Annotated in this window: 17 protein-coding genes and 1 tRNA gene; 3 read left to right on the forward strand and 15 right to left on the reverse strand. The window is 59.2% G+C overall.

What is annotated here, in order from left to right:
- Positions 1 to 14 precede the first annotated feature (14 nt).
- The 5 genes from ACSAMW_RS17100 to rpsU form a co-directional block, all read right to left on the reverse strand.
- The gene (locus ACSAMW_RS17100; protein WP_500591310.1) at positions 15 to 233 is read right to left on the reverse strand and encodes a hypothetical protein; all 219 of its coding nucleotides are present in this window, start codon (positions 231 to 233) and stop codon (positions 15 to 17) included.
- A gap of 96 nt (positions 234 to 329) precedes the next feature.
- Positions 330 to 406, reverse strand: a tRNA-Ile gene (locus ACSAMW_RS17105).
- Positions 407 to 591: 185 nt separating this feature from the next.
- Positions 592 to 2439: an RNA polymerase sigma factor RpoD gene (gene rpoD, locus ACSAMW_RS17110; RefSeq protein ID WP_500591311.1), complete on the reverse strand. Its 1848-nt coding sequence runs from the start codon at positions 2437 to 2439 to the stop codon at positions 592 to 594.
- A gap of 67 nt (positions 2440 to 2506) precedes the next feature.
- Positions 2507 to 4468 (reverse strand): DNA primase, encoded by a 1962-nt coding sequence (dnaG, locus tag ACSAMW_RS17115; RefSeq protein WP_500591312.1) that lies wholly within the window; start codon positions 4466 to 4468, stop codon positions 2507 to 2509.
- Positions 4469 to 4681: 213 nt separating this feature from the next.
- Positions 4682 to 4897 carry a 30S ribosomal protein S21 gene (gene rpsU, locus ACSAMW_RS17120; protein WP_002551877.1) on the reverse strand — a complete coding sequence of 72 codons (216 nt, stop codon included), beginning with the start codon at positions 4895 to 4897 and terminating at the stop codon, positions 4682 to 4684.
- Positions 4898 to 5098: 201 nt separating this feature from the next.
- On the opposite strand from rpsU, the gene tsaD reads away from it, so the two are divergent.
- Entirely contained in the window at positions 5099 to 6124 is a 1026-nt protein-coding gene (gene tsaD / locus ACSAMW_RS17125; RefSeq protein ID WP_500591313.1) for a tRNA (adenosine(37)-N6)-threonylcarbamoyltransferase complex transferase subunit TsaD, read from the forward strand.
- Here tsaD and plsY read toward each other — a convergent pair.
- Positions 6121 to 6690 carry a glycerol-3-phosphate 1-O-acyltransferase PlsY gene (gene plsY, locus ACSAMW_RS17130; RefSeq protein WP_500591314.1) on the reverse strand — a complete coding sequence of 190 codons (570 nt, stop codon included), beginning with the start codon at positions 6688 to 6690 and terminating at the stop codon, positions 6121 to 6123. The genes tsaD and plsY overlap by 4 nt on opposite strands.
- Positions 6691 to 6761: 71 nt before the next feature.
- On the opposite strand from plsY, the gene folB reads away from it, so the two are divergent.
- Together folB and folK are read left to right on the forward strand one after the other, a co-directional pair.
- Positions 6762 to 7115 (forward strand): dihydroneopterin aldolase, encoded by a 354-nt coding sequence (gene folB / locus ACSAMW_RS17135; protein WP_500591315.1) that lies wholly within the window; start codon positions 6762 to 6764, stop codon positions 7113 to 7115.
- The gene (gene folK / locus ACSAMW_RS17140; RefSeq protein WP_500591316.1) at positions 7106 to 7609 is read left to right on the forward strand and encodes a 2-amino-4-hydroxy-6-hydroxymethyldihydropteridine diphosphokinase; all 504 of its coding nucleotides are present in this window, start codon (positions 7106 to 7108) and stop codon (positions 7607 to 7609) included. Before folB ends, folK begins: the two co-directional genes overlap by 10 nt.
- On the opposite strand, the gene ACSAMW_RS17145 is transcribed toward folK, so the two are convergent.
- From ACSAMW_RS17145 to pdxA, 9 genes are all read right to left on the reverse strand, one after another.
- Positions 7600 to 8721, reverse strand: a complete 1122-nt coding sequence (locus ACSAMW_RS17145) for a tRNA nucleotidyltransferase/poly(A) polymerase-related protein (RefSeq protein WP_500591317.1) — start codon at positions 8719 to 8721, stop codon at positions 7600 to 7602. The two genes, folK and ACSAMW_RS17145, sit on opposite strands and share 10 nt — an antisense overlap.
- 51 nt (positions 8722 to 8772) lie before the next feature.
- Positions 8773 to 10335, reverse strand: coding sequence for a SpoVR family protein (locus ACSAMW_RS17150; RefSeq protein WP_500591318.1), 1563 nt, complete (start codon positions 10333 to 10335; stop codon positions 8773 to 8775).
- Complete coding sequence (locus ACSAMW_RS17155) at positions 10332 to 11603, reverse strand: YeaH/YhbH family protein (RefSeq protein ID WP_500591319.1); 1272 nt, start codon at positions 11601 to 11603, stop codon at positions 10332 to 10334. The genes ACSAMW_RS17150 and ACSAMW_RS17155 overlap by 4 nt, the downstream gene beginning before the upstream one ends.
- A gap of 119 nt (positions 11604 to 11722) precedes the next feature.
- Positions 11723 to 13645 carry a PrkA family serine protein kinase gene (locus ACSAMW_RS17160; RefSeq protein WP_168085383.1) on the reverse strand — a complete coding sequence of 641 codons (1923 nt, stop codon included), beginning with the start codon at positions 13643 to 13645 and terminating at the stop codon, positions 11723 to 11725.
- Between the two features lie 290 nt (positions 13646 to 13935).
- Positions 13936 to 14265 carry a thiosulfate sulfurtransferase GlpE gene (glpE, locus tag ACSAMW_RS17165; protein WP_500591320.1) on the reverse strand — a complete coding sequence of 110 codons (330 nt, stop codon included), beginning with the start codon at positions 14263 to 14265 and terminating at the stop codon, positions 13936 to 13938.
- A gap of 17 nt (positions 14266 to 14282) precedes the next feature.
- Positions 14283 to 15104: a symmetrical bis(5'-nucleosyl)-tetraphosphatase gene (locus ACSAMW_RS17170; RefSeq protein WP_500591321.1), complete on the reverse strand. Its 822-nt coding sequence runs from the start codon at positions 15102 to 15104 to the stop codon at positions 14283 to 14285.
- The gene (apaG, locus tag ACSAMW_RS17175; protein WP_500591322.1) at positions 15104 to 15484 is read right to left on the reverse strand and encodes a Co2+/Mg2+ efflux facilitator ApaG/CorD; all 381 of its coding nucleotides are present in this window, start codon (positions 15482 to 15484) and stop codon (positions 15104 to 15106) included. Before apaG ends, ACSAMW_RS17170 begins: the two co-directional genes overlap by 1 nt.
- Positions 15485 to 15547: 63 nt before the next feature.
- Positions 15548 to 16372: a 16S rRNA (adenine(1518)-N(6)/adenine(1519)-N(6))-dimethyltransferase RsmA gene (gene rsmA, locus ACSAMW_RS17180; RefSeq protein WP_500591323.1), complete on the reverse strand. Its 825-nt coding sequence runs from the start codon at positions 16370 to 16372 to the stop codon at positions 15548 to 15550.
- Positions 16372 to 17349: a 4-hydroxythreonine-4-phosphate dehydrogenase PdxA gene (gene pdxA, locus ACSAMW_RS17185; protein WP_500591324.1), complete on the reverse strand. Its 978-nt coding sequence runs from the start codon at positions 17347 to 17349 to the stop codon at positions 16372 to 16374. Before pdxA ends, rsmA begins: the two co-directional genes overlap by 1 nt.
- Between the last annotated feature and the right edge of the window lie 4 nt (positions 17350 to 17353).

A 17353-nucleotide genomic window follows, 5' to 3' on the forward strand; every position in this document is an offset into this window, starting at 1 on the left:
ATCAAGAAAATCCTCTATGCCTTTATTGAGGCTGGTGGCATGCCATAGCGGTAGGGGTAGCGGTGCTGGCGCAGCGCTTCGTGATCGTAGCCTTTATCTGCAAGCAGCCGCGTGCAACGTTTGCGGGAGCGGCCATATTGAGTCGGCACATGAGCGCCAGCGAGCAGTGGCTGTGCATGGGTGATGTCACTGGTATTGCCACCTGAGAGGCCTCCAAAGATCTGCTGACGCACCACCGCTGTACCGCTTTTTTACCATCGGCCCATAGGACAGTACCTGAGGTGCTCCCACCAGAAACGCAAAAGCCGCGCAACGCGCGGCTTTGAAGTTGGTGGGCCCACACGGACTCGAACCGTGGACCAAAGGATTATGAGTCCTCTGCTCTAACCAACTGAGCTATAGGCCCTTTAGAGAGCCGCGATTATAACGAGGGTTTTGGTTGGGTGCCATCCGAAATAGCCATTCGTTGGCATCTGCATGTGTCTAAACCACAGGCAGCAGAGGGGTAGGGCAGTACGGCGTGCCCAAAACAGAAAACCCCAGGCAGGGCCCGGGGTTTCTTGTAAAGCGCGTTACACACTCAGCAGCGCATCACTCGTCCAGGAACGAGCGCAGGTGCTCGCTACGGGTAGGGTGGCGCAGCTTGCGCAGGGCCTTGGCTTCGATCTGGCGGATACGCTCGCGGGTCACGTCGAACTGCTTGCCCACTTCCTCAAGGGTGTGGTCTGTGTTCATGTCGATGCCGAAACGCATGCGCAGCACTTTGGCTTCGCGTGCAGTAAGGCCGGACAGGACTTCGCGGGTCGCTTCCTTCAGGCTTTCTACCGTAGCCACGTCGATCGGGGACTGCATGGTGGAGTCCTCGATGAAGTCGCCCAAGTGGGAGTCTTCGTCGTCACCAATCGGCGTTTCCATGGAGATCGGCTCTTTGGCGATCTTCAATACCTTACGGATTTTATCCTCAGGCATTTCCATGCGTTCGCCCAGCTCTTCCGGCGTCGGTTCACGACCCATTTCCTGCAGCATCTGGCGGGAAATGCGGTTGAGCTTGTTGATCGTCTCGATCATGTGCACCGGAATACGGATGGTGCGTGCCTGGTCGGCAATGGAGCGAGTGATCGCCTGGCGAATCCACCAGGTGGCGTACGTGGAGAACTTGTAGCCACGACGGTATTCGAACTTATCCACCGCCTTCATCAGACCAATGTTGCCCTCCTGGATAAGGTCCAGGAACTGCAAGCCACGGTTGGTGTACTTTTTGGCGATGGAGATCACCAGACGCAGGTTCGCCTCGACCATTTCTTTCTTGGCGCGGCGAGCCTTGGCTTCGCCGATGGACATGCGACGGTTGATGTCCTTGATTTCAGCGACGGTGAGGCCGGTTTCGGCTTCAAGGTCGATCAGCTTCTGCTGGCAACGCTCTACCTCAGCCTGCACACGGCCGATGGCTTCAGCGTATTTCGCCTTGCCACGGGCCAGGAAGGCTGCCCAGCCCTGGTCCACTTCGTTGGTAGGGAACAGGCGCAGGAAGTCTGCACGGGGCATGCGAGCATCACGCACGCACAATTGCATGATGGCGCGCTCTTGCGCACGCACGCGGTCCAGTGCACCACGCACCACCTCGACCAGCACTTCGAATTGCTTGGGTACCAGCTTGATCGGCATGAACAGCTCGGCCAGCTGCAGCATTTCGACAACAGCCTCCTTGCTGGCACGGCCGTGCTTCTTCAGTACCTTGCGGGTGACCGCCAGCTGCTCGGCAACAGCGCCGAAGCGTTGCTGGGCAATGACCGGGTCCGGACCGCTTTCGACTTCGTCTTCTTCCGAATCGCTGGCGTCGTCGTCCTCGTCGTCATCCTTCTCGGCCGCGGGAGCGGCTTTGGGGTCGACAGGCGGCGGCATGTCCGAGGGGCTGGCGATGGCGTCGTCAGGGTCGATGTAACCGCTAAGCACGTCCGACAGGCGGCCACCTTCGGTGGTGACGCGTTCGTACTCGCTAAGGATATATTCGACGGTACCCGGGAAGTGGGAGATAGCCCCCATGACTTCACGAATGCCTTCTTCGATACGCTTGGCGATTTCGATTTCGCCTTCGCGGGTCAGCAGCTCTACAGTACCCATTTCACGCATGTACATGCGCACTGGGTCCGTGGTGCGGCCAATGTCGGTCTCGACGGCGGCCAGCGCAGCGGCGGCTTCTTCGGCTGCGGCTTCGTCCGTGTCGGCTTCGGCCAACAGGAGAGCGTCCGCATCCGGAGCAGTCTCGAATACGTTGATCCCCATGTCGTTAATCATGCGGATGATGTCTTCCACCTGCTCCGGATCTGAAATATCCTCAGGCAGGTGGTCGTTGACCTCGGCATAAGTCAGGTAACCCTGCTCACGACCACGGGTGATCAACTCTTTGATACGAGATTGCTGTTGCGCTTTTCCGGACATAACACCCTATCCACTGAAGGTCTTGGCGGGCAAAAAACAAGCCGAGGATTATACCCGAGCTAGGACCTCACGCGCCAGTTGAGGTCGGGTTTTGTGCGTTTGCGTTTTGGCTAAGCAGTTCGCGCAGCAGGTTTTTTTCCTCTGCGTTCAAGTCGCCTTGCCGGGCCTTTCGAAGCAACAGTTCCAGGCTGCGCTCACGTTGGCGGGCTGACAGCCTGGAAATGGTGTCGAAAAACTGTTGTTCAAGGTTGTCGGCGTCAATCAACCATTCTTTCTCTGCCAAGGCCCGTAACAGGCGCCCCTGGTCAGTCCCGTGCCACCGGGCAATCAATTGCAGAGCACGTAGCCGAGGGTTTTTCTGTAGCGCCTCGAGCAACGCGACCAGCAATTGAGCATGCTTCTGATCTTCATCGGCCAATTGGCTGGCAACTTCAACTTTCGTCGCCAGTTCCGGGTGGTGCAGTAACGTTCGTAGTGCGCTGAGCGTAGGTGGTTCCACCGCGGCCGGTATTCTCGGCCCTTTGGGCACAAAATCTGCGCGCTGGCCGGTGCGGTCCCACTTGCCGTCGCGTTTTTTACCGCTGTACCCGTTGCCCTGCTTACGCGGCGTCCAGGCCTGTTCCGGCTCGTACGCTGGTGCTTCCAGGTACGCTGGCATATAGGCTTCCGAAGCCTCGAAGCTCCCGTGCGCACTGGCGTCCATGACCGGTGGCGCTTCCCGTTGCGCCGGTGCCAGCCGGCTCATGGCCTCACTGCTCAAGCCGGTGATTTCGCTGAGCCGGGCGCGCATCAGCGCTTTGAGGTTGGCCCCAGGCACCTGGTCAATCAAAGGCGCCGCCAGGGTTGCCATGTGGGCCTTGCCTTCCAGCGAGCGCGGGTCCGCTTCTTCGGACAACTGCTGAAAGAAATAATCCGCTAGCGGTTGTGCGTGCTGCGCAATACGCGCCTTGAAGGCATCCAGGCCCTCGGCACGAATCAGCGTGTCTGGGTCTTCCCCTTCGGGCAGGAACAGAAAGCGTGCCTTGCGGCCATCCTGCAAGCTGGGCAACGCGGCTTCCAAGGCGCGCCAGGCTGCATTACGGCCTGCCTGATCGCCGTCAAAGCAGAACAGGATGCTGGGCACAATGCGAAACAGCCGCTTGATGTGCTCTTCACTGGTTGCCGTGCCCAAGGTCGCAACGCCATTGCGCAAACCTTGCTGGGCTAACGCAATCACGTCCATGTAGCCTTCGACCACGATCACTTCATCGAGGTTGCGATTGTACTTGCGCGCTTCGAACAGCCCGTACAGCTCCTGCCCCTTATGAAACACCGGTGTTTCCGGAGAGTTCAGGTATTTGGGCTTGTCGTCGCCTAGCACGCGCCCGCCGAAAGCAATGGTCCGCCCACGGCTGTCGCGTATGGGAAACATCACGCGATCGCGGAAACGGTCATACCGTTTGCCGGTTTCGGCATTTTCGATCAACAAACCTGCATCGATCATCGCCCGCTGCTGCAGCGTATCGCTACCCAAGTGCTTGAGCAGGTTGTCCCAGCCCGGTGGGGCAAAGCCCAGGCCGAAATCCCGTGCGATTTCACCGGTAAGCCCCCGGCCTTTCAGGTACTCCACGGCGCTTTTGCGCGCGGGGCTTTGCCGAAGGGCCTGGCGGTAGAAATCCGCTGCCGCTGCCAGCAATGGGTACAGCGGAGAATCCGTTGGCTGGCGAGGTTTGCTCCCGCGCCGAGACTCCTCGCGTGGCACTTCCATGCCTGCGGCCTTGGCCAGGTCCTCGACCGCTTGGACGAAATCCAGGTTGTCGTGGTCCATCACGAAACCGAGGGCATTGCCCCCTGCACCGCAACCAAAGCAGTAATAGAACTGCTTGTCAGGGCTGACGCTGAAGGAAGGCGTCTTTTCCTTGTGGAACGGGCAGCAGGCGGTAAAATTCTTGCCGGCTTTTTTCAATTGAACGCGTGCGCTTACCACATCCAGGATGTCGGTGCGGTTCAGCAGGTCGTCAATGAAGCCTTGCGGGATAAGCCCGGCCATTCCATGCCCTCAGGCTAAGGTGTGGAGGGGACAAGATGTTTGGCACCTAGGCAGTGCACTACGCAGCGAGCGGCGTGTAACCAAGCGGGGAGAGTAAAGCGTTTGGATCGCGGTTGGCAGCACAAGGCCGCCCGCCGGAATGACCTGATACACAATTGCCAACAGCCCGGCGTTTAAAGGCCGGGCCAGACAAATGCTTGCAGCGAACGCCTATTAGTACAGGCGAACGGCGCGGCGCTGTTCGCGCTGGACTTTCTTGGCATGACGCTTGACTGCGGCTGCAGCCTTGCGCTTGCGCTCGGAAGTCGGCTTTTCGTAAAACTCGCGGCTACGAACTTCAGCCAGTACACCGGCTTTTTCGCAGGAGCGCTTGAAACGACGCAGAGCTACGTCGAAGGGTTCGTTCTCTTTAACTTTGACGGCTGGCATCCAGGGCTACCTTAATTCATTACCGGGGCAACGTACCCCTGCATAAAGCGCGGTGGAATACGTCGGTTTTCAAGGGTTGCGGATGTTACCCCTTGGAGGCGCGGAATGCAAAGCCTCTGATCGAAAACCGCTGGTCGGCGCCGCGGGCCACGACTATGATGCGCGCCTTCGTTACCGCCTCGGCAAAGGCTATTGATACCCATGCTAGTACTGGGACTGGAAACATCCTGCGATGAAACGGGCGTTGCGCTGTACCACAGCGAGCATGGCCTGCTCGGCGACGCGCTATTCAGCCAGATCGATCTGCACCGCGTCTATGGCGGTGTAGTACCTGAACTCGCCTCACGCGATCACGTCAAGCGCATGCTGCCCCTGATCCGGGAAGTACTGGGCCAGGCCGGTCGTACTTCCCGCGATATCGACGCCATCGCCTACACCGCAGGCCCTGGCCTGGTAGGCGCGTTGCTGGTCGGCGCCTCCTGCGCTCAAGCCATGGCGTTTGCCTGGGGCATTCCTGCGCTGGGCGTGCACCACATGGAAGGTCACCTGTTGGCCCCCATGTTGGAAGACAACCCGCCTGCGTTTCCCTTTGTGGCCTTGCTGGTGTCGGGTGGGCACACCCAACTGGTGCGAGTCGACGGCATCGGCCGCTACGAACTGCTAGGTGAAAGCCTGGACGACGCGGCCGGCGAAGCCTTCGATAAAACCGCCAAGCTGATGGGCCTGCCGTACCCAGGCGGACCGGAAATCGCACGCTTGGCCGAGCAGGGCACCGTTGGTCGCTTCACGTTCCCGCGGCCAATGACAGACCGCCCCGGCCTGGACTTGAGCTTCAGCGGCCTGAAAACCTTTACCCTCAACACCTGGCAGCAGTGCAAGGCCGCAGGTGATGACAGCGAGCAGACCCGTTGTGACATCGCATTGGCCTTCCAGCAAGCAGTCGTGGATACGCTGGCCATCAAGTGCAAGCGGGCGTTGAAGCAAACCGGCCTCAATCAGTTGGTGATTGCCGGTGGGGTAAGCGCGAACCAGGCGTTGCGCACGTCGCTCGAAGCGCTTACGGCGCAGCTGGGCGGTGGGGTGTTCTACGCACGGCCCCGTTTCTGTACGGACAATGGAGCGATGATTGCCTATGCCGGTTGCCAGCGGCTACTGGCTGGTCAGCACGAGCAACTGGGTATACACGTTCATGCGCGCTGGCCCATGGAGCAATTGCCGCCGATTTAAAAATGCCGTTCGTGCCCACCAAGAAGGGCACGCAGGTTGGCCCGGTGGCGCCATACAACCAGCAATGTGAGCACCGCCATGGGCAGCAGCGCCTGGGGTGCTTTCCAGGCCAGCAAGGGCAACGTAAGTGGAATGGCCGTGAGGGCCGCCAGCGAAGCGGTACGGCTGAGTGCGAAGGTTAGTAGCCACAGGCCTACGGCCAGGGCCAGAGCAGGCGGATACAGGCCTAGAAGCACACCGGCTGCAGTCGCAACGCCCTTGCCGCCGCGGAAATTGAAATACAGCGGAAACAGATGGCCAATCACCGCACACAAGCCGACCCAGGCCTGGGCCTGCAAGCCCAGCCCCAGAGCCTTGGCCAGCAGTACAGGGGCTACGCCCTTGAGAAGGTCGCCTAACAAGGTCAGTATGGCCAGCTTGCGCCCTGCCACCCGTAACATGTTAGTGGCGCCTGCGTTGCCCGAACCGCTGGCACGGGGGTCCGGCATGCCGGCCTGGCGGCTGAGCAGGATGGCGAAGGACACGGAGCCAAGCAGGTAGGCCAAGGCGGCCAGTAACCAGGACATGCTAACCCTTCCGAGCGTGGACGTTCGGATTCTAACGGCGCAACGCGCCTTTGTCGTTACAGGAGAGGTACGTGGACATCGTGTTCATCGAAGGGCTGGAGGTCGATACGGTCATCGGCGCCTATGATTGGGAACGTGAGATTCGCCAATGCCTGCGGCTGGACTTCAGTTTTGGCTGGGACAACCGTTTGCCCGCCGCCAACGATGACCTCACCCAGGCGCTGGACTACGCCAAGGTGTCCGAAGCGGTACAAACCTTTGCTGAAACCGCCCGTTTCGAGTTGGTGGAAACCTTCGCAGAGCGCCTGGCAGCGACCCTTATGCGTGATTTTTCCATCACCTGGTTGCGTGTACGGGTCACCAAGCCGGGTGCCGTTCCCGCGGCCAAGGGCGTAGGCGTGGAGATCGAGCGCGGATGCCGCTGACCCGTGTCTACCTGGGGCTCGGTAGCAATATCGACCGCCATACACACTTGCACGCGGGCCTGGATGCCCTGGCTTGCATGCTGGAAGATATGCGCCTTTCACCGGCCTTCGAAAGCGAAGCCGTGGGGATCAAGAGCGATCCTTTCATCAACCTGGTGGTAACCGGCCTTACCGACTTGCCGCTGATGGCGCTGGACCGCAAGCTCAAGTTTATCGAAGCGGACAACGGCCGCTATGCCCCCGACCGCAAGGGGCTACCGCTCGATATCGACGTGTTGATGTATGGCGAGCAAGTAGGCAATTTTGATGGCCTGGTGCTGCCGCGTGCCGAGATTCTGCGCAACGCCTTTGTGCTATGGCCGTTGGCGTTGCTGGCCCCGGACACGCTACACCCCGGCGAGGGGCGTAGCTTTGGCAGCCTGTGGGAAAACGCAGCCATTGACCAGCGCCTTGAGCCAGTGCCTTTCCACTGGCAACCCAAGGGTCAAGGCTGAGCACCCCCCCTGCAATAGTCGATCACGGCGTGCAGGCGCGCCTGCTTCAATGCCTCGCCCAAGGCTGGGCCTGAAAAACCTGCCTCGATCAGCGGCTTCACCGCCACACCCCGCACGGCGGCTGCCAGGTCCTGCAGTTGGGTGGCCAGCGGGTCCGGCTGCTGGCCTTGAGCACGCAGGGCCAGTGCACACACCTGCACGAACTCCTCGAACCGTTGTGGGCGCCGGTACACATCGAACGCCTGCAGCATATCCAGCAGGGGTTGCGGTCCGAGCGCGACGCCCTGGCAAGCCTGGCCTGCGTAGCGGTCGCTGAGTTGAGCCAGCTCCTGGCACTCCCTTGGCACCTTGAACCGCTGGCTAAGGGCGAGCACGGCCGGTTCCCCCAAGCCCAAGAGCAGGCTGGCCCAGCGCACGGTAAGGGGTTGGTCCGTTTGGGCGGCGAGCTGAAGGCTGCTCAGGTTCAAGTTGCTTACCGTCTCCAGTTCCGGGAAAAGCACGTCTTGGGCCCCGCAGGCCGTCAATACCTCGAAGAAAACGCGCGGCGTAGGCTCCATCAGTGCTCGCGAAATTTCTTTCCAGCTGCGCTCCGGCGTCAGCGCTTGCAGTTCTCCAGAGGCGCTCAGGGTGTGCATCAGCTCAAGAGTTTGAGGGGCAATACGAAAACCCAGCGGGGCATAGCGCGCGGCGAACCGCGCCACGCGAAGCACACGCAAAGGATCTTCAGCGAAGGCGGGGGCTACATGACGTAACCAGCGACCGTTCAGGTCAGCCTGGCCGCTGTAAGGGTCTATGATGTGGCCGTCGTCGTCTTCGGCCATGGCATTGATGGTCAGGTCACGGCGTAACAGGTCTTCTTCAAGGGTGACCTCCGGGCTGGCATGGAACACAAAGCCACCGTAGCCGCGGCCACTCTTGCGTTCGGTGCGGGCCAGGGCGTACTCCGCCCCGGTGGTAGGGTGAATAAATACGGGAAAGTCTGCACCTACTGGGCGGTAGCCCAGGTCAAGCATGTCTTGAGCACTGGCACCGACCACCACCCAATCCACATCCGTAACAGGCAGGCCTAGCAACTGGTCGCGGACGGCACCGCCAACCTTATACATTTTCATGGTGTTCTCCTTCAGCGCCACAGGATATACCCACGGCGCAGAAGGATCAGCTCAGAGGTGAACCACGGCCATGTCCAGGCGGCCATAGTCACCGTCGTTGTGGTCGGTGCGTGGCGGTACGTGATGGGTTTTCACGATACGGTCGCCTTGCACGGTTTCCAGGTGCACGTCGAAACCCCACAGCCGGTGAAGGTGCTTGAGCACTTCTTCGGTAGACTCCCCAAGGGGTTTACGGTCGTGCTGCTGGTGGCGAAGCGTAAGGGATCGGTCGCCGCGGCGATCGATACTGTAGATCTGCACGTTAGGCTCTCGGTTGCCCAGGTTGTATTGAGCCGCCAGGGTTTCGCGGATCAACCGATAGCCGTCATCGTCGTGAATGGCTGGGACCATCAGGTCATCGCGCTGGTCATCATCCAGAATGCTGAACAGCTTGAGGTCACGGATAACCTTGGGCGACAGGTACTGCAGGATGAAGCTCTCGTCCTTGAAGCTGCTCATGGCAAATTTGACCGTCGAAAGCCAGTCGCTGCCGGCTATTTCCGGGAACCAGCGCCGATCTTCCTCATCTGGGTTTTCGCAGATACGGCGGATGTCCCGGTACATGGCAAAGCCCAGCGCATAGGGGTTGATGCCGCTGTAGTACGGGCTATCGTAGCCCGGCTGGAATACAACGCTGGTGTGGGATTGCAGAAACTCCATCATGAACCCGTCGGTCACCAGCCCTTCGTCATACAGGTCGTTCATGAGCGTGTAATGCCAGAACGTTGCCCAGCCTTCGTTCATCACCTGGGTTTGCCGCTGGGGATAGAAATACTGGGCGATCTTGCGCACAATTCTTACCACCTCACGCTGCCAGCCCTCCAGCAATGGCGCATGCTTTTCAATAAAGTACAGGATGTTTTCCTGGGGCTCGGGCGGGAACCGTGAATGGTCCTGATCGCTGATCTTTTCCATGGCTTTGGGAATGGTTCGCCACAGGTCATTGATCTGCCGCTGCAAGTGTTCTTCACGGTCTTTCTGGCGGCGGCGCTCTTCTTCGGCCGAAATAGGGTAGGGGCGCTTGTAGCGATCCACGCCGTAGTTCATCAGGGCATGGCAGGAGTCCAGCAGTTCCTCTACGGCGTCGATGCCATGGCGCTCTTCGCACTGCACGATGTACTGCTTGGCAAACACCAGGTAGTCGATGATCGAACTGGCATCTGTCCAGGTGCGGAACAGGTAATTGCCTTTGAAGAAGCTGTTGTGGCCATAGCAAGCGTGGGCAATGACCAGCGCTTGCATACCGATGGTGTTTTCCTCCATCAGGTAGGCAATGCACGGGTCCGAGTTGATCACGATCTCGTAGGCCAGGCCCATTTGCCCACGGGTGTAGGACTTTTCGGTGCTAAGGAAATGCTTGCCATAGGACCAGTGGTGGTAACCCAAAGGCATGCCCACCGAGGCATAGGCATCCATCATCTGCTCGGCCGTGATGACTTCGATCTGGTTAGGGTAGGTATCCAGGGCATAGCGCGCTGCGATACGGCCAATTTCACGGTCGTAGGCCTGGATAAGCTCGAACGTCCATTCCGAGCCAACGGACAGCGGTTGACGCTTCTGCTCTCTCGCGTTCATGTCACAAGCCTGCGCTGGAAAAGTTCACGGAACACCGGGTAGATGTCCCCGGCTGTCACCAACTGTTGCTGGGCGAACGTGTCCGGGAAATGATCCCCGATTCGCTCGTACTCGAACCATAGGGCCTGATGTTCCCGTGGCGTGATCTCCACATAGGTGTAGTACTGCACATGAGGCATGATCTGCTTGGTGAGAATCTCCCGGCAGAGGGGCGAATCATCGTTCCAGTTGTCTCCGTCTGAGGCCTGGGCGGCATAAATATTCCAGTCGTTGCTGGGATAACGCTCGGCCATGATTTCCTGCATCAGTTTCAAGGCGCTGGACACAATGGTGCCGCCGGTTTCCCGGGAATAGAAAAACTCTTCTTCATCCACCTCGCGGGCGCTGGTGTGGTGCCGAATGAACACCACTTCGATCTTGTCGTAATTACGCTTGAGGAACAGGTAGAGCAGGATAAAAAAGCGCTTGGCGATGTCTTTGGTCGCCTGGGTCATGGACCCTGACACGTCCATCAGGCAGAACATCACCGCCTTGGAGCTAGGCTTGGGGTGCTTGACCAGCAGGTTGTATTTCAAGTCGAACGTGTCGAGGAATGGCACCCGGTGAATGCGAGCGCTGAGCTTTTCCACTTCTGCTTCAAGTAGCTGAATATCGCCGAAGTTATCCGGCTCCTCCCGTCGCAAACGCTCCAGTTCGGCTTTTGCCTCGCGCAGCTTGGCGCGGCTGCTGCCCGAGAGCGCGATACGCCTGGCGTGGGCTGAACGAAGGGTACGTACGATATTGATACGGGAAGGGTTGCCTTCGTTGGCAATACCAGCCCGCACGGTCTTGAACGTTTCCGAACCTGTGAGGTGGCGTTTTACAAGGTTGGGCAGTTCCAGGTCTTCGAACATGAATTCAAGGAATTCTTCCTGGGTAATCTGGAACACGAACTCGTCCATGCCTTCGCCGGAGTTGCCTGCCTTTCCAGCGCCTTTCCCACCCCCTCCACCTTGAGGGCGGGGGATATGCTGGCCTGAGGTGAACTCCTTGTTGCCAGGGTGAACAGTGGTCTGCTTGCCACCGCGGCCGTGGTGAAGTACGGGCTCATCGATATCACGGCCAGGAATGCTGATCTGCTCGCCGTGCTCCATGTCCGTGATGGAGCGGCGGCTTACGGCTTCTTCTACCGCTTTCTTGATGTGGTCACGGTAGCGCCGCAGAAACCGCTGGCGGTTTACCGTGCTCTTGTTCTTGCCATTCAGGCGTCGGTCGATCACATAACTCATCAGAGCCCCCCCGGGGCAGCTTCAAGCCTCAGGCTTCAAGCTGCAAGAATTCGGCGTACGCAAGGCTGCCCGGCGATACCGGGCAGCTTGCCGCTTGGAGCTTGTCACTTGCCGCTTGGCTACTGAGACTTGCGCACGCGCAAGTACCACTCTGACAGCAACCGCACTTGCTTGTCGGTATACCCACGCTCGACCATACGGGTAACAAAGTCGTTGTGTTTCTGCTGGTCCTCTTTGCTGGCTTTGGCGTTGAAACTGATAACCGGCAGAAGGTCCTCGGTGTTGGAGAACATTTTCTTTTCGATTACCACACGCAGCTTCTCGTAGCTGAGCCAGGTGGGGTTCTTGCCATTGTTATTGGCACGCGCACGCAACACGAAGTTGACAATTTCGTTGCGGAAATCCTTCGGGTTACTGATGCCGGCTGGTTTTTCGATTTTTTCCAGTTCTTCGTTCAGGGCTACCCGATTAAGGATTTCGCCGGTTTCCGGGTCGCGGTACTCCTGGTCCTGAATCCAGAAGTCAGCATAAAGCACGTAGCGGTCAAAGATGTTTTGCCCGTATTCGCTATAGGATTCCAGGTAAGCCGTTTGGATCTCTTTGCCGATGAACTCGATGTAGCGGGGGGCAAGGTACTCTTTCAGGTAGCGCAGGTAGCGCTCACGTGTTTCGGCAGGGAATTGCTCCTGCTCGATCTGGTGTTCCAGCACGTAAAGCAGGTGAACAGGGTTTGCCGCCACTTCGTGAGGGTCAAAGTTGAATACCTTCGAGAGAATCTTGAAGGCAAAGCGCGTGGACAGGCCGTTCATGCCTTCGTCGACACCCGCCGAGTCTCGGTATTCCTGAATAGACTTGGCTTTAGGGTCTGTGTCCTTCAGGTTTTCGCCGTCATACACGCGCATCTTTGAATAGATATTAGAGTTATCGGGCTCCTTGAGGCGTGAAAGCACCGTGAATTGCGCCAGCATCTTCAACGTGTCTGGTGCGCAATGCGCTCTTGAGAGCGAGCTGTTGACTAGCAGCTTGTCGTAGATCTTGATCTCGTCGCTGACCCGCAAGCAGTAGGGCACCTTCACGATGTAGATCCGATCGATAAAGGCTTCGTTGTTCTTGTTGTTGCGGAAGGTATGCCACTCCGATTCGTTCGAATGCGCCAGCAGTACGCCGGTAAAGGGAATGGCACCCAACCCTTCCGTACTGTTGTAGTTGCCTTCCTGCGTGGCGGTAAGCAAGGGGTGAAGCACCTTGATCGGTGCCTTGAACATTTCCACGAATTCCATCATGCCTTGGTTGGCACGGCACAGCGCGCCTGAATAGCTGTAGGCGTCTGCGTCGTTCTGCGGGAATTCCTCAAGCTTGCGGATATCCACCTTGCCCACCAGGGCAGAAATGTCTTGGTTGTTTTCATCCCCAGGCTCGGTCTTGGCCAAGGCAATCTGGTTGAGGATGGAAGGGTAGAGCTTGACCACTTTGAACCGGCTGATATCGCCACCGAACTCCGCCAGGCGTTTGGTCGCCCACGGGGACATGATGGTGTTCAGGTACCGCTTGTCGATGCCGTAGTCTTCTTGAAGGATGTCACCGTCTTCGGCCACGTTGAACAGCCCCAGCGGGGACTCGAACACAGGCGACCCTTTTATGGCGTAAAACGGCTCCTTTTCCATCAATTGCTTGAGTTTTTCTGCAAGCGAGGATTTGCCGCCCCCTACTGGGCCCAACAAGTAAAGGATCTGTTTCTTCTCTTCCAAGCCCTGCGCCGCATGCCGGAAGTAGGAGACGATCTGGTCGATGCAGTCTTCCATCCCATGGAAGTCCTTGAACGCTGGGTAGCGCCGGATCGTCTTATTGGAAAAGATGCGGGACAGCCTGGAATTGTTCGCCGTTTCCACCAGTTCCGGCTCGCCAATGGCCGTAAGCAAGCGCTCGGCCGCAGACGCATAGGCCTTGCGGTCGGTCTTGCAGAGCTCCAGGTATTCCTGAAGCGAGAGTTCTTCCTGTCGCGTGCTTTCGAAACGTTGTTGGAAGTGGCTAAAAATACTCATGACGTCACCTCGCTCGATACCGGAGCCGACGTCGGATCACTCAGCCGATGCTTGGTGGCAGCCGGCATGAGCCTGCTGCCATTACCCCCCAGAACACCTGAAAATCTCCACCGATGACCCGCGCGCCGGTGTACCGGCTCTCCCCTGTTTTGGATGGCCTGGGCTTAAGGATAGTTGGTAATCCAGAAATTCAAGGCCAACTAGGGCTAGTTTCACAAACGGCGGGGCGCAAAAGCGCTAGGGCGCCCGTAAAACGGGTCCCCTGCGGGTGTTACAGGTGACAAAAAAATTCAGCTAGGTGCTGGCGGATCTATTTCATCAGGGAAGGTTGTGCGCCAGCGCTCAAAACCGCCATCAAGACTATAGACGTCCGAAAAGCCTTGGCTAGCCAGATAAGCGGCTGCCGACTGGCTTGAATTGCCGTGGTAGCACACAACCACCAGAGGGGCATCAAGGTCAGCCTTGGCAATAAAGTCATGCAACGAGTGATTGTCCAGGTGCGTTGCCTGGCGTATGTGGGCATTGGCAAAGGTCTGCGGGTCGCGAATATCGACCACTACGGCGCCCTTTTCCCTCAGGCTTTGGGCTTCCTGCGGGGCAATACGTTTGAATTCCGACATGTTGGCTTTTCTACCCCTCAAGGGTTGGGTGAACATTTGCAGCGGTGGAGCTGCAAGGTGTCCACGTTCATCAGTGTCATGGCGTTGCCCCACACGCACCCGGTGTCCAAGGCAAACACGCCTGGCTCGTTGCAGCGGCCTTCCAGTGCTGCCCAGTGACCAAAGACGATGCGCACATGGCGGCTACGGCGGCCCTTGTGGCTAAACCAGGGTGCGTACCCTGGTGGTGCATTGTCGGCGCCTTCCTTGCCTTTGAGGTCCAGCTTGCCTTCGCGCGTGCAGAAGCGCATACGCGTAAAGTAATTGGTGATCACGCGCAGGCGGGTGACGCCGGACAGGTCCTTGCTCCATTTGGCCGGCTCGTTGCCGTACATACCGTCCAGGTAAGCAGTGATGAGGTTGTCATCGCGCAGCGCGTTTTCCACTTCAGCGGCATAGCCCAGCGCCTTGCCCAGTGTCCAGTTTGGCGGAATGCCGGCATGCACCATGGCAATGTTGCGTAGCTCGTCGTAATGCAACAGCTTTTGGCCGCGTAGCCATTGCACCAGCTCGGGGGCATCGGCTGCATCCAGCACTTCCCTTAGCGTGTCTCCCTTCTTCAGGCGCTCGATGTTATACCAGGCCGCAATCAGATGAAGGTCATGGTTGCCCAGTGTGCACACCAGCGAATCGCGGATGGCATACAGAAAGCGCAGTGTTTCAAGAGACTGTGGCCCCCGGTTCACCAGGTCACCCACCGACCATAGCTGGTCGCGTGCGGGATCGAAGGCCACCTCGTCCAGCAGGCGCTTGAGTGGGTCCAGGCACCCTTGCAGGTCACCGACGGCGTACACGGCCATCAGTGAAGGGCACCTGGAACAGCGAGCCGGAAGGGCGCGATAATGGCATCGAAGGGTGTTCCATCTTCTGCCACCATCTGGTAACTGCCTTGCATGATACCCACCTGGGTCGCCATGATGGTCCCGCTGCTATAGGTGTGGCTTTGCCCTGCGCCGATCAACGGCTGCTGGCCAATCACCCCTGGGCCGCGTACTTCTTCGACCTTGCCATTGCCATCCGTGATGACCCAATGCCGAGACACCAGGCGCGCAGCCATCTGCCCTTGGTTACGCACAGTCACGGTATAGGCGAACGCGTAACGCCCTTGGGCAGGGTTCGATTGTTCGGACAGAAAACGGGTGTCGACAGAAACATCTATGCGGTAACGAAGCTCGGGCATGAGGCGGCCTTTAAAGCGAAAGCGGAGAAACAAGCCATACGTGGAGTCTAGGCCATCGTGTGATCAATGGCCTGAGCCATGCTCGTGCGCCGATGTGCTATCGGCCAACTGGTCGGCCAGGCGTACGAACGCGGCCAGGTCCAGCTGCTCCGGGCGCAGGCTGCCATCCACCCCGGCGGCTTCAATGGCCGTAGCGGGCAGCAGGGCCTTGAGTGTATTGCGCAGGGTTTTGCGACGCTGGTTGAACGCTTCCCGCACCACGCGCTCAAGCAGGTGATGGTCCTTGGCCGGGTGGGGCAGGGTGCTGTGAGGCACAAGCCGCACGATGGCCGAGTCCACCTTTGGCGGTGGGTTGAACGCGCCGGGGCCTACGTTGAACAGGTGTTCTACACGGCAGTGGTACTGCACCATGATCGACAGCCGGCCCCAGTCTCCGCCACCTGGCCCTGCGGCCATGCGCTCGACCACTTCCTTCTGCAGCATGAAGTGCATGTCCTTGATCAGGGCGGCATTGCTGAGCAGATGGAAAATCAGGGGCGTGGAAATGTTGTAGGGCAGGTTGCCAACAACACGCAGGCTGTGCGGGGCCGCGCCTAATTGAGTGAAGTCGAACTTGAGCGCGTCACCTTGGTGCAGGCTGAAATTGCCACGCTCGGCAAAGCGGTGGTTGAGGATAGGCACCAAGTCCTTGTCCAGCTCGATGACGTCCAGCCGGGCATTGCTGGCCAGCAAGCCCTCTGTCAGGGCGCCCTGGCCAGGGCCGATTTCCAGCATGCGGTCGCCTTCACGTGCATGAATGGCCCGCAGGATGCGGTCGATCACGCCAGCGTCATGGAGGAAGTTCTGGCCGAACCGCTTGCGCGCCCGGTGTTGGTAATGCTCGGTCATTAACGTGCCTCAGCCATTTGATAGGCAGTTTCAAGGGCGACCTGAAGGCTGCCGGTGTCCACCTTGCCGCTACCGGCCAGGTCCAGGGCCGTACCGTGGTCGACTGAGGTGCGGATGATCGGCAGGCCCAGAGTGACGTTGACCGCCGCGCCAAAGCCTTTGTACTTCAGCACCGGCAGGCCCTGGTCGTGATACATGGCAAGCACCGCGTCGCAGTGCTCCAGGTGTTTGGGGGTGAATAGCGTGTCGGCGGGCAGTGGCCCTATCAGGTCGAACCCCTGGGCGCGCAAGCGCTCCAGCACAGGCTCGATCACGTCGATTTCTTCTCGGCCCAAGTGGCCGCCTTCGCCTGCATGGGGGTTAAGCCCACAAACCAGAATGCGCGGGGCCGGTAGGCCGAACTTTTCTTTCAAGTCCTGGTGAAGGATACGGGCAACGCGTTCTACACGGGCCTGGGTGATGGCGTCTGCCACCTCGCGCAAGGGCAGGTGCGTGGTGACCAAGGCGACACGCAGCCCACGCGTGGCAAGCATCATGACCACCTGTTCGGCACCACACAGCGCCTGCAGGAACTCGGTATGCCCCGAGAACGCCGTACCGGCCTCATTGATGACGCCCTTGTGCACGGGGGCAGTAATCATGCCGGCAAACTCGCCTGCCAGGCAGCCTTCACCTGCACGGGTAAGGGTGTCGAGCACAAACTGGGCGTTGGCGGGATTCAGCTGGCCAGCTGCCACAGGCGCGGCCAGGGGCACGTCCAGTACGTAGAGCGTGCCTGCCGGTGCCGGCGTATCGGGCAACGCCATGCTGTCCACAGTGTGAAGCGCAACAGCCAGCCCTAGCTGGGTGGCCCGCTCGGCGAGCAGGTCACGGCTGGTAATGGCGATAAGCGGGTAGGGTTGGGCGTTGGAAGCCAGCAGCAGGCAAAGGTCTGGACCTATGCCTGCTGGCTCGCCAGGCGTGATAGCAAAGCGCATCACG

The sequence above is a fragment of the Pseudomonas sp. AB39(2026) genome, assembly GCF_059831485.1.

Bases quoted from the DNA above. Each gene is read 5' to 3' on its own strand.
- rpoD (WP_500591311.1), bottom strand. From the start codon at position 2,439: ATGTCCGGAAAAGCGCAACAGCAATCTCGTATCAAAGAGTTGATCACC.
- dnaG (WP_500591312.1), bottom strand. From the start codon at position 4,468: ATGGCCGGGCTTATCCCGCAAGGCTTCATTGACGACCTGCTGAACCGC.
- rpsU (WP_002551877.1), bottom strand. From the start codon at position 4,897: ATGCCAGCCGTCAAAGTTAAAGAGAACGAACCCTTCGACGTAGCTCTG.
- tsaD (WP_500591313.1), top strand. From the start codon at position 5,099: ATGCTAGTACTGGGACTGGAAACATCCTGCGATGAAACGGGCGTTGCG.
- plsY (WP_500591314.1), bottom strand. From the start codon at position 6,690: ATGTCCTGGTTACTGGCCGCCTTGGCCTACCTGCTTGGCTCCGTGTCC.
- folK (WP_500591316.1), top strand. From the start codon at position 7,106: ATGCCGCTGACCCGTGTCTACCTGGGGCTCGGTAGCAATATCGACCGC.
- ACSAMW_RS17145 (WP_500591317.1), bottom strand. From the start codon at position 8,721: ATGAAAATGTATAAGGTTGGCGGTGCCGTCCGCGACCAGTTGCTAGGC.
- ACSAMW_RS17150 (WP_500591318.1), bottom strand. From the start codon at position 10,335: ATGAACGCGAGAGAGCAGAAGCGTCAACCGCTGTCCGTTGGCTCGGAA.
- ACSAMW_RS17155 (WP_500591319.1), bottom strand. From the start codon at position 11,603: ATGAGTTATGTGATCGACCGACGCCTGAATGGCAAGAACAAGAGCACG.
- ACSAMW_RS17160 (WP_168085383.1), bottom strand. From the start codon at position 13,645: ATGAGTATTTTTAGCCACTTCCAACAACGTTTCGAAAGCACGCGACAG.
- glpE (WP_500591320.1), bottom strand. From the start codon at position 14,265: ATGTCGGAATTCAAACGTATTGCCCCGCAGGAAGCCCAAAGCCTGAGG.
- ACSAMW_RS17170 (WP_500591321.1), bottom strand. From the start codon at position 15,104: ATGGCCGTGTACGCCGTCGGTGACCTGCAAGGGTGCCTGGACCCACTC.
- apaG (WP_500591322.1), bottom strand. From the start codon at position 15,484: ATGCCCGAGCTTCGTTACCGCATAGATGTTTCTGTCGACACCCGTTTT.
- rsmA (WP_500591323.1), bottom strand. From the start codon at position 16,372: ATGACCGAGCATTACCAACACCGGGCGCGCAAGCGGTTCGGCCAGAAC.
- pdxA (WP_500591324.1), bottom strand. From the start codon at position 17,349: ATGCGCTTTGCTATCACGCCTGGCGAGCCAGCAGGCATAGGTCCAGAC.